General features: G+C 41.1%; 4 protein-coding genes. 2 read left to right on the plus strand and 2 right to left on the minus strand.

What is annotated here, in order from left to right:
• Window positions 1-238: 238 nt before the first annotated feature.
• Together JNL75_07955 and JNL75_07960 are read right to left on the minus strand one after the other, a co-directional pair.
• Window positions 239-7489, minus strand: a complete 7251-nt coding sequence (locus tag JNL75_07955; GenBank protein ID MBL7789741.1) for a T9SS type A sorting domain-containing protein — start codon at window positions 7487-7489, stop codon at window positions 239-241.
• Window positions 7490-7759: 270 nt separating this feature from the next.
• Entirely contained in the window at window positions 7760-9724 is a 1965-nt protein-coding gene (locus tag JNL75_07960; GenBank protein ID MBL7789742.1) for a T9SS type A sorting domain-containing protein, read from the minus strand.
• 167 nt (window positions 9725-9891) lie between these two features.
• Here JNL75_07960 and lpdA point away from each other — a divergent pair, with 167 nt between their 5' ends.
• On the plus strand, window positions 9892-11280 hold the full coding sequence (gene lpdA, locus JNL75_07965) for a dihydrolipoyl dehydrogenase (GenBank protein MBL7789743.1): 1389 nt from the start codon (window positions 9892-9894) through the stop codon (window positions 11278-11280).
• A gap of 118 nt (window positions 11281-11398) precedes the next feature.
• A complete protein-coding gene (locus JNL75_07970) occupies window positions 11399-12130 on the plus strand; it encodes a hypothetical protein (GenBank protein MBL7789744.1) in 732 nt (243 codons plus the stop codon).
• The last annotated feature ends 19 nt before the right edge of the window (window positions 12131-12149 follow it).

Genomic DNA, 12149 nt, shown 5'->3' on the forward strand with positions numbered 1-12149 from the left:
GGTCCAACCCATTTTAAAACCTTGCTATGGTTAATGCCGTAGCTGTATTTGTTTAGTGTAATGAGCCATGCGACATTGGACTATTACTAATACGCTAACGGTATTACTAGCGACTGACTTCTGCCCACTGACAAATGCTTACTGACAACTGCCCACTCTCAATTTATTGCCACAAAGGCGCTAAGGAAAGTAATTCTGAGCCAACAGTAGCTAGTCACTGGTTACTAGTTACTAGTAACTAGTACCTATTCACCCTAAACACTTCCTTACCTTGTCCGTTTTGGACTTCGATAAAGTAAACTCCTGGCGCAAGAGGACTCATATCAAAAGATTCTTCAATATACTCTGTGCTAGGTGTGAAGTTTAGATTTCGTATCACCTTACCAGTAATATCCGACATAGATATATGCATAGAGCTTTTATCAATTCCTTTCACCGATACATTTACGATATTATCATTCTCCATAGGGATAGGGTACACCTTAACGACAAAGCTAGGTCCTTCACTGCGCTTGGCTAGTTTTATCACAGAATACTCAAACTGCCCATCGAGATCCACCTGCTTGATACGATAATAAATGAAAGGTGTAAAATCACTATGCGTATAAGTATAGGTTCTTAAATCCGCACTATTTCCTGCTGCTGGTATCTGACCACTAATGATTGACCACTGTAGTGCATCGTAGCTATATTCTACTTGAAAATAGTCTGTATTTTTCTCGGAGGCAGTCTTCCATGTGAGTTCATTTCCTATCTCCTTGGTCTCTATCTCAAAGCCTGCCCAGGTTACAGGGAGACCTACGCCACCTCCTCCTGCGCCACTAGGGCCGAAACCAGCACCACCTGTACCGCCAGAGAAGGAAGATACAGCAAATTCAACATAGCGTATTCCGTTCTGATTACCATAGCCCAGCGGAGTCAATATATCATAAGTACCCGCAGTAAATTGATTACCTCTTACATTGGTAGAACGCCATGCGGTATAAGCTGTGTTTTTTGACTTAAACCATGTAAATGGTGTATTTCTTAACAAGGAATTCGGGTTTGACCCTTTGAGAGTGACGGAGTCCGCATCACGCGCTGCCACGACATCAGAGCTATCGGTAGCATCGTAGAAAAAGCGCACATTTACAGGAGGAGTAAACCCTGGTGTAGCCGTAACATCCCAGCTGCGTTTCATAAATATACTCTTATGCTCCTGATTAGCACCATTCGATGAGGAATTACTAAAATTAGTGCCATCTACAGTTATAGAAACGGATTCACCCGTCAAGCCTGAAGAACCCTTTTGAATAGCAAAAATCAATTTATCAGGATTTGCCGCTGTACCATAATAGGTCCAGCCCCCATCGGTGCACTGCGCTATCGCACTAGATGTGGTTGCACCTACCAAGGTCACCATATTCGCAGCCGTATTCGCACTGTCTATGATGCTGTCTCTGACGATACAGTTACCTAGCTGCGACTGTGCATAATACTTGGTAGTAGATGTATTTTTGGTATAAAGTTTAGCAGCATGACCAGATGAATATGGAACCGTGGCAGCACTATTGGTAAATAGGCCTGAAGTAGGAGACCAAGTAACATTCGGCACAGAATATGTTAATCGCAGATTCGGTCTGTTTGTGGTTGTTGTAGGTGCTGTAGTATTGGTACATACGGTTGCATTGTTATCTTGTGACAAGTAAAGATTTAATCCACTCGCTACAGTAGTTGACTCTACGGAAATATTATTAGAACTAACACCTCCGCCATCATTATTATTAAAGCACGAAGCTACAAGAAGATGGGAGCTACCATCCCATGTGAGTGGTGTCGAAAGAGCAAAGTCTAAATTGCCTATTCCAGTGGAAGGAACATAACTAGAAGCTGAAAAAACAGTATTGTTATCTCCTGTAATAAATGCCGCTCCAAGAGTAGCAGCAGTTACAAATCCTGCTGTTATGCTAAAATTAGTGGTGCTACCCATAGCAGCAGGTGTACCTGAAAGTGCTACCCAACCTATCGAAGAAATTATGCTGCCATTTACTAACCCTAGCGCAGTCAATTCAGCAGGTGTATATAATGCTTGAGACCTACTTCCACCAAACCATCTCCTAAAAGGTGTAGACGAAGTATTAGTGGCGGTTCCTGAACCGATTTTACCAGACTGAGTTACAAACCCCCCACTCACCATCAAACTATCAATTCGCTCACTACAATTTGTCTTAGACATGCCTTGTGAAAGTGTAAGGCGACTAGGAGTATCTGCTGAGGTTATGGTAATAGAAGCCGTTCTGCTACAGGTGCCATCTGTACCGCTTAAGGTATAAGCTGTAGTGGCCGTAGGAGTGAATGTCGTACTCGATGAATTCGGACTAGTAACACCAGTAGTAGGGCTCCATGAGTAGGTCGTATAATTACCTACAGTAGTAGATGTAGCACTAACTGTCGCAGAGGTAGCTCCTTTACAGACTGAGAAATTAGGAGAATCTAAAGCCAAAGCAGGTGGGGTGTTTAAGGTAGCGGTAACTGGCACACGAGTGCCAGTACACCCAGTTTGGATACTTAAATTGTGAAAATAATTATATGAGGTATTCACTGCTCCATCGTATCCCGCCACTATCTGACCTACAGACCCTAAAGCAAATGGATAAGTAACTACACCTGTTCCATGTCTGCTGACAGAAATAGTCGAAAATGCAGCCAATAGTCTATAACTACCGACAGGAATATTCCAATCTAGATTCATCGTGTACCATGCTGAGGCGGCACCATGGGTCATATTAATTGTTTTGGTATATATCTGTGTTCCTGTGGTACTATCTAATAGGCGAACCGTTACTGACCCAGATGTACTCGTGACTGTGGAATAGTATTGAGCGGAAACTAATCGAAATGCAGATGTTGCGCGTATGATTATACCTCTTTCCGCAGATGCACCTGTCGTAACAGGAGTTGAGGTGTTCCCTAATCCTGCTGTTAAACCCGATCTTTCTTCTACATAATAAGTCGTTGTAGAGCTAATACTTGGTGTTGTATAGTTAGCTCCTGTGGCCAAAATTGTATCTGAAGTATTTGACGCATACCATAGCAGAGAGTCACCTGCCGTAGCCACCGTTGCTCCTAGAGTAAATGTCGTTGCACCCGAGCACTTTGTCTGCGGAGTTACACTAGGGGTAGGATTATTCACAGTAATGGCTATGCTCTGGGTAATAGAGGTGCCTGCATTATCTGTTACGGTCACATTATAAGTGCCTGTGACACTGGCAGATAGTGTAGCACTAGTGCCCGAAGCTCCACCTGGTCCTGACCAACTATAGGTGTAAGGAGTACAACCTCCACTAGCATTGGTCGATAATGTTGTAGGTGCATCGCTGGCACAGAAGCTAGCCCCTTTGCTCGAACTCACTGTAGTAAATGCAAAAGCAGGTACACTATTATTTATGGTCACTGTGTTTGATACCACTGGGCAATTATTGATAATGACCGAATCTTTGTAACCATTAGAACCAGCTGCTACAGAGAATGTATATGGATGTGCAGTAGATACCACTGTCGTATTATTCTGAATCCAGTTGTGAGAGGTAGGGGTAGGTAATAATCGTATCATAAGACTATCTATTAGCCAACCATAGTAATTACTGCTTCCATCTGTCGTCATTCTGAATCTAATTTTAAACTGTGAGCTAGATAGTGCAGCGGCTGGTATATTGATAGTTTCCTTCTTCCAAAGGGAAGTAGCCGGCCCTGTCCCTGGCGTGGAAGCAACTGCTGTAAACTGAGTATTCCAATCTGCGTAACTAGACTTGTCAAAGCTAACCACAGAATTCTTTAACGTACCAGTGCCAGCATAGCTCGTGGTTGGGAATGAGGTCCAGCTACTACCATTATTCGTAGAATACTGCACATATCCATAATCCCAGCCTGCTTCAGTAGCACAGATATGATAAAAAGTTAACTGCGCACTTGCTGGACTACCCATATTGATACTATTAGTCTGAGTGAATTGAACATCTGCGCTTGTACTCGCTGTATTAAACAATACTGAACTAGCTCCCTCGGAAAAGTAGGTACTATTCTGTGTCGCACTTCCAGTGCCAGCAGTATTGATTAGAGAAAATTGAGTGGTAGGGGAACTATTAAAAAGATCTGTAAAAGGTATGGAAACTAATACCACTCTCAACGTATCTGGACTACCCGCACAAGCCGAAGTAGCCGTAGCAGATGCGGTGGCGGTAATGCCTGTATTGGGTTCATCCGAATAAGATGTACCCGAAAATGTAGTGCTAAGGCTAGCAGAATTTACAGCCTTGACCGACCATGCTACAATAGCAGTGGTAGGCGAGGCTACAGGGATGGTATATTGGAAAGTATCCGGCGATATGAAAGTGCCGGCAGGAACTGCTGTAGTAGCTCCTCCATTATAGCTATAAAATAGTGTATCTGCAGTGATAGTTGTAGGGGATGGCGTGGTAATTCGTACTTTGATCGTACGCGCCGTTGCAGCGCACTGACTAGTCAGCGACGGTGATGCTGTGGCGAAACTAATAGAAGGTGCCGGTGATATACCATTAAATTCGATAGCGCCGACATCGTAGGCTGTACCTGGTGAAACTGGGCGTGTAGCTCCACTATAATCCGATGAGGTAAGCGCGATCGTTTCTCCCCCACTCTCTGCTTGGGTGGTCGTACCAAAAGCAGGTTTTAAAAATGTATCGTGCGCTCCTGTAGTAGATGCAAAATAGGTAGCAGGAGTCACCGTAGCTACAAATGAATTTGCCTCTCTTGTACTACCCACAGCTGTAAAGTAGGTACCATAGGTTTGATAAAAGTTTGTGCCATCAGTCATGATAGTCCTGTTAGCAGCCGCAGTTCCAGCGAAATACATATTTCGGTTGGAGGTTGTAGCAAAATTGGTTAATGCAGTGGAACTTCTCCTCAGTGTCGTGACAACTCCTGTCGATCCTGGAGAGGAGGTATTGATTACCATATTATTTCTCAGGTCTAGAGCGGCTGTAGTAGCTGTACCACTAGTTGCATGAAAAATACCCGTAGTGCCGAATGCAGAACCAGAAGAAGAAGCATTTAGATATACTGTATTGTTATATAATCGATAGTTCGATGTAGTTCCTGTAGCTGTAACAGATAAACCTCGTATAGCATCTGCTGAGTTGGCTGCGGCAGCTCGTAAATCTCCAATAACATTGTTATATACCTGCGCAGTAACTGATGATGTAGTTCCTGATAAAACAATACCATTCACGCCTGGTGTAGTAGTAAATGCCCCAGTAGTAGATAAATCATATATTTTATTTCTATAAATATTAACTGCAGTACCTCCAGTCACCATTATCCCATTCGTGACTCCAGAGGTAGTTCCCGTGCAGGAAAGTGTATTAATCGTATTCTGAAAAATATTGGCGGATGCACTTGTAGAGATTCCTGCTACTGTAGCTGTGGTACTGGTAGAGGACAAATTATTAATCGTATTGGCATTGATATTTGTAGTGGTGGCTGGTGAGGTATTACTGATACCAGTTACTGCCCCTCCAGAGCCAGTTGAAGATAAACCTGTAATTGTATTGGATCCAATAGTGAGAGTTGTTATTGTTCCACTTGACCCTTGTAAATAACCTGTAATAGAGCCAGTTCCTGATATATTCGTTATTGTATTGGAAGAAGCATTGGTAGTTCCACCAAAATTACTCTGCAGAACATTCACAGCACTTGAACCACAAGTCCAGTTATTAAAAGTATTTCCCGTTATAGTTTTTTGTGGAGTCGACCCTGTACCATCATTATTAAACCAACCTGTAATTGTAGTAGCACCTGTCACAGTAATATTTGAAAAGTCATTATTGTTGTTTTGGACAGGTGTGGTGCATGTAGAAATTCCTCCATCGGTATATAAAGCAACAGTTCCACCTGCTCCCGCTTTATTAAATGCAGTCATTATCCTATTGTTATTAATAATTTTTGAACCTGCTGCAGGCGCATTTACACTATTTGATATAAAAGTAACAGAACCCGTAGTATTTACATTCAGGTTCGTAAAAGTATCGAAGCTAATATTTTGAGATAAAGTTGTAGCTGTATTTCTAAAATATGTATGAGATGATGAGCCTGCCACAGAATGGGTAATACCTCTAATGTTATTATTAGAGATTGACAAAGCACAAGTACTAGCCCCTCCATCATTCGTAATGCCTAAAAGAGTACCTGAGGTAGCGGCACTAAAAGTGATAAAATTTCCACTAGAATTACCTAACTGGTTATTGTTCAAATTGATAGCTGTTACTATTGCCCCAGTGTTAGAAATTCCCGTAATACCACCTGTAGTAGCGGTAGAGGTGAGTCCTCGTAAAATGTTATTATTTATATTTAATGTTCCCCATGCTGAAGAGTTTACTATTCCTACTATGGTGGTGCTCGATGAAGCCCCTCCCATTGAAGAATTGAGTATAGTATTATTGTTTAGATTGCACGTAGATGTATTAGCCACAGTTCCTTGAGTACGAATATGTTCAAAAGTGCCGGAAATAAAATTGTCTGTAATCGTGATCGTATTATTAGTTATACTCGTAGTGCCCACAAGTGTTGCTGCTGTTCCATAGTCTTTAAAAATACCTCTCAGTGTGACACTAGTTCCTGAAATTGTGGCACTAGTTATTGTATTGTACGAAACGTTTTCACCCACTTGATGATTGAGGTAGATACAATATGATGTGCCAGAATTAGAAATATAAGAACTACTAGCTGCAGCTCCACCCCAGTTTGTAATCGTGTTTCCAGTAGTGGTAGATGTACCTCCTATATCATTTCCAATATCTTGATTAGCTGCGGTGGAGGTTCCTATGAATGCAATACCCATATTTACATTGCTAATTGTATTCCCATATATTTTGTTACCACTTGCAGGTCCAGTAGTGTTATTTGTTACACTTTCTGTAGTGCCTATGACTGTGGCACTATGATTGTTATTTGAATAGATACCAAAAGTATTCAGATTAGTTTTATTTAGAGTTATTGTATTATTTTGAATCGTATTATTTTGCGATCCATTTGTTGTCGATGCGTGTAGAAGAGCTACTCCCCATTCTACTTGTTGGGTAGAAGTTGTATTGCTCCCAGATTCTTGCATAGTGAAATTTTGAAGTGTAATGTAATCAGCACCTACTAATTTAAATATAGCATCGGTTGTTGTAGAAGTACCTACTCCTGCAGTAATCGTACTACCGCTACCCTGAATTATAATGGTATTCGTACTTGTGCCCTGCGCCGTGATAGAATACCCACCAGCTGGAGCCGTTTCATTGCCAGTCAGGGTGATCACTACAGGAGATGTAATCGACGCCGCATTGAGTGCTGTAATGGCATTGGCTAAGCTGGTATATGTAGCTGCCAATCCAGAGCCACTATTGGTGGTTACCTGCCCCCACACATTCCCCCACATTAGGGTAGTTATAGCAGTAACTGCCAACAAATTTTTGAAGTAAATTTTCTTCATACAAATAATTATTTTTTTGTTTATACCTCTCAGTTTACAGTGTATAATCTACACACGATTTTGTCAAGAGAAAAATCGGCTACCTTATTTTATTGTAAAATGAACAAACAAAGATAACTATTTAGTAATATTTAAAGAAAATTATTTGAATTGTGAAGAAGCTTGAAGAACTAGATTGTTTCTTTTAGCCACAAAGGCACTCTAGCAGTCGCTAGCAACTAGTAACTAGTAACTTGCGACTGTCAACTGACCACAGACATATGACTTCTATTACCTACTCACCTTAAACACTTCTCTACCTTGTCCATTCTGGACTTCGATAAAGTAGATACCTGGTGTGAGAGGGCTCATATCAAAGGATTCTCCGACAATCTCAGAGCTTGGTTTGAAGTTGATATTGCGTATTACCTTGCCTGTCATATCCTTCATAGAAATATTCATTGGACTCTTGTCGATTCCTTTGACCGATACATTTACAATATTATCATTCTCCATAGGAATAGGATATACCTTGACGACAAAGCTAGGTCCTGCGCTGCGCTTGGCTAGTTTTATCCCCGAATAATCAAACTTTCCATCGAGGTCTACCTGCTTGATGCGATAGTAAACAAAAGGCTCAAAATTGCTGTGTGTATAATTATACATTCTCGAGTCGGCACTATTGCCTGCTGCTGCTATCCGATCACTGACCACGGACCATTGTTTACTGTCATAAGAATATTCCACTTGGAAAAAGTCCGTATTTTGCTCAGAAGCAGTTTTCCATATCAATTCATTACCTGCCTCTGTGGTCACTACGTCAAAGCCTGCCCAGGTTACAGGGAGGCCTACACCACTAGAACCACCACCAGCACCAGGTCCAAATCCTACACCGCCAGAACCACCTGAAAATGAGGTAATACCTGAAAATTCTACATATCTCACCCCATTCTGGCTACCATAGGTGGGAGTCAAGATATCATAAGTACCCGCCGTAAAATGATTTCCTCTCACATTGGCGGAGCGCCATGTGGTATAGGCAGCATTTTTTGACTTAAACCATGTAAATGGCGTATTCCTTAGGTGCGAGCTCGGGTTAGCTGTTTTTTTAGCTATAGAATCCGTATTCCTAGCTGCTACGGCATCCGCACTGTCTGTGGACTCATAGTAAAATCTGACCTTAGCAGCACCTGTAAAGGCAGGAGCGGTCACATCCCAGCCGCGTTTCATAAAGAAGCTAGCATGTTCTTGATTCGCACCATTTGAGGAATTGCTGGAAAAAGCTGTACCATCTATCGAGATATCAACTGTTTCTCCAGTTAGACCTGAAACTCCACTGGTATCTATGGCAAAGTATATTCCAGAATTATCACCATAATATTTCCAACTTGCATCTCTACATTTCACAGTAAGTCCAGTTTTTGAAGCCGCATTAATTTCGGGCTCGCATGCCACTTTTATATATACATTATCAAAAAAAGCTGTTTGATTAGCCGCTGTATTTCCTTGCCAATAACCTCCTGTAAAGTTCATGTTAGCAGTGCCTGTATAGGTCGAATTAACTACCTTTCCTTGACTGGTCAGTGTACCAGTTGTAGGGTCAGCAAATGTCGAGGCACCATCATTTCTAATAAATAACTCCCAAGTATCATTGATTGGCTTATATGTAACACGAATACTTAAGTATTCTGCTCCAAAATCTGTTAATCCTGACGTATTACTTGTGATAATATCGGTTAATGTTCCGCTCAATCCATTATTATAATGAGCAAGTCTTAAAGGATCCGTAGTGCCACCTTGGCCTAATACGACAGCATATCCTTGCCCATTTGAATTGGGTATGTCAGAGGTTCCGGCTAGTATAAATGCAACACCATAATTACCAGATACGAATCCTGCGGGATCTGTACGAATTTGTCTCATATTAAATTCCCAGGTCACAGTTCCTGGATTTACATTTAGAGTAGAGTTCCATGGAAAACTTGCATGAGTATTATTGTTGAAGTGCCCAAACCCCCATCCTGTAGTATTAGCTGCACCGCTAGCATCATTTGTTAAATCGAGGATGTTGGCATCAATTTTTGCCCCCCAATCAGCTCCTGATCTTCTTAGACGCCATCTACCATCAGTTCCAATAGGACTATTTGAAGCGTTTGTGTATGTAGAACCAGTGCTTGTGTTAAAGTTATCACTAAATACTGTAGTCTGCCCCCACAATCCTATAGGCAATAACATTAGAATCATCAACTTTTTCATAATCTTCTTAAATTTAAAGTACAAAAATATATAGTTCCATTTCGTTTAATATTAAACGAATGTTAAGCTATACCTTTCAGATGTCGTGCAATCAATAATTATTCCAAAAGGACTAAGCGAATAAGCTTATTTTTGCCTTTTAGTAAATTTAATAATTTTTATAAGATATGAATTTTGATATCATTGTGATAGGATCGGGACCAGGCGGCTATGTGACGGCTATTCGGGCTTCTCAGTTAGGTATGAAAGTAGCTGTAGTAGAAAAGGAAAGTTTGGGCGGGGTTTGCCTCAATTGGGGTTGTATCCCTACCAAGGCTCTCCTAAAAAGTGCACAGGTTTTCGAATATATACATCATGCCGAGGAATATGGCATTACGGTAGGTAAATCTAGCGCCGATTTTACCAAGGTGGTGGGTCGTAGCCGTGGAGTGGCAGATGGTATGAGCAAAGGTGTTCAGTTTCTCATGAAGAAAAATAAAATAGAAGTGATCAATGGCACGGCCAAGCTGAAAAGAGGTAAAGTGGTAGAGGTGACTGCTACAGATGGCTCTAAGAAGGATTATTTGGCTAAAAATATCATCATAGCCACTGGTTCGAGAAGTAGAGAGCTACCTAATTTGAAACAAGATGGGAAAAATGTTATCGGTTACCGAGAGGCTATGACGCTGGATAAAATGCCCAAGTCTATGATAGTTGTGGGCACTGGCGCGATAGGCGTAGAATTCGGCTATTTCTATCATACCATGGGTTGTGAAGTCACCTTGGTAGAATTTTTGCCGAACATCATGCCGAGAGAAGATGTCGATGTGAGTAAAGAATTGGAGAAAATTTACAAGAAAAAAGGTATGAAGATTATGACCAATGCCTCGGTAGAAAAAGTAACTGTGGGTAAAGGTGGATGTGAGGTAGAAATCAAAACTGCAAATGGTCTAGAAAAAATGAATGCCGAAATTGTACTCTCCGCAGTGGGTATTCAGGCGAATATTGAGAATTTAGGCTTGGAAGACTTGGGTATCAAAACAGAAAAAGGAAAAATCACGGTCGATAATTTTTATCAAACCAATGTAGCAGGTATTTTTGCTATAGGTGATGTGATCGATACGCCTGCGCTGGCTCACGTGGCTAGTGCGGAGGGCATCACCTGCGTAGAAAAAATAGCAGGTATGCATGTAGAAGCTATCGATTATGGAAATATTCCGGGTTGCACCTATTGCGTGCCTGAAGTGGCCTCGGTAGGTATGACCGAAAAAGAGGCAAAAGACAAAGGATATGAATTGAAAGTAGGTAAGTTTCCATTCTCTGCGAGTGGCAAGGCGAGTGCAGCTGGAGCCAAGGAAGGCTTTGTGAAGGTCATCTATGATGCGAAATACGGCGAATTATTGGGTGCCCATATGATAGGTATGAATGTCACGGAGATGATAGCCGAAATGGTAGCCGCTAAAAAATTGGAAACTACAGGTCATGAGATATTAAAAGCTATACATCCACACCCTACTATGAGTGAAGCCGTCATGGAAGCTACTGCTGCTGCTTATGGTGAAGTGATACATTTATAGCCGTCAGTCTCGATAGCTATTGAGAGTCGCAGTTGTCAGTAACAGTGGTCATTGAAATGCACTTAGTTATATCTCAACCTGTAAACCTCTCAACCCTTAAACTCTTCAACCATTCTTAATGGAACTAAAAACATACAAAGATATCTTCATGCGAACCATGCATTTTATGCGTTTGAATTATTTGCATTTGATTCCGTTTTCTTTTGTGCTTTTTGTTCTCTTGCTTCTCGTTGGTTTCGTTTCCGTCACGTCAAATAAGCTCTCTCTGATTATCTTAGCTATGGTCAGTCCCTTGCTTTTTTCCTTTGCCTTTTACATGCACCGACTGGAAAAATATGGGGAACATACCTGGAAAAATTTCTTCAATATTTATGGCGATATTGTCCGTTTTTATAAGGTTCAGGGTATTAAATACTTGATGTTTCTCATTGCATTATTGCCTATGATTATTATTCTACAGTTTGAGTTAGCTGCTTTTGGATTTGACCTTGAATTATTTTACCATGCTGAGAAAAGCGGTGCATATTTGCCTTCGCCCTATCTCTATCTCAGTACTTTTTTCAGTGTCACCTTGACTATGCTATGTTATCCTTTTGTCATTTTCCCAGAGTATTTTTATATTTTTGAGAAACTTGATATCAAGACTGCTTACAGAAAATCTTTTGAACTGGCAAAGAGAAATTACTTCACCTTGCTTTTCCTTATGGTCATTCAGATAGTTATTTTTTCATTAGGCACCTTCTTATCGTGTGGCTTCTTATTCGTATTGGCGCTCCCTTTTTTCAGTATTTTGACTTACTACGTCTATGATAGCGACTTAAATCCCAGTAAATCAAGTACAGAGGGATAAAATAGTTTCTAAAAAAAAT

This window comes from Chitinophagales bacterium (assembly GCA_016787225.1).
GTDB lineage: Bacteria > Bacteroidota > Bacteroidia > Chitinophagales > JADJOU01 > CHPMRC01.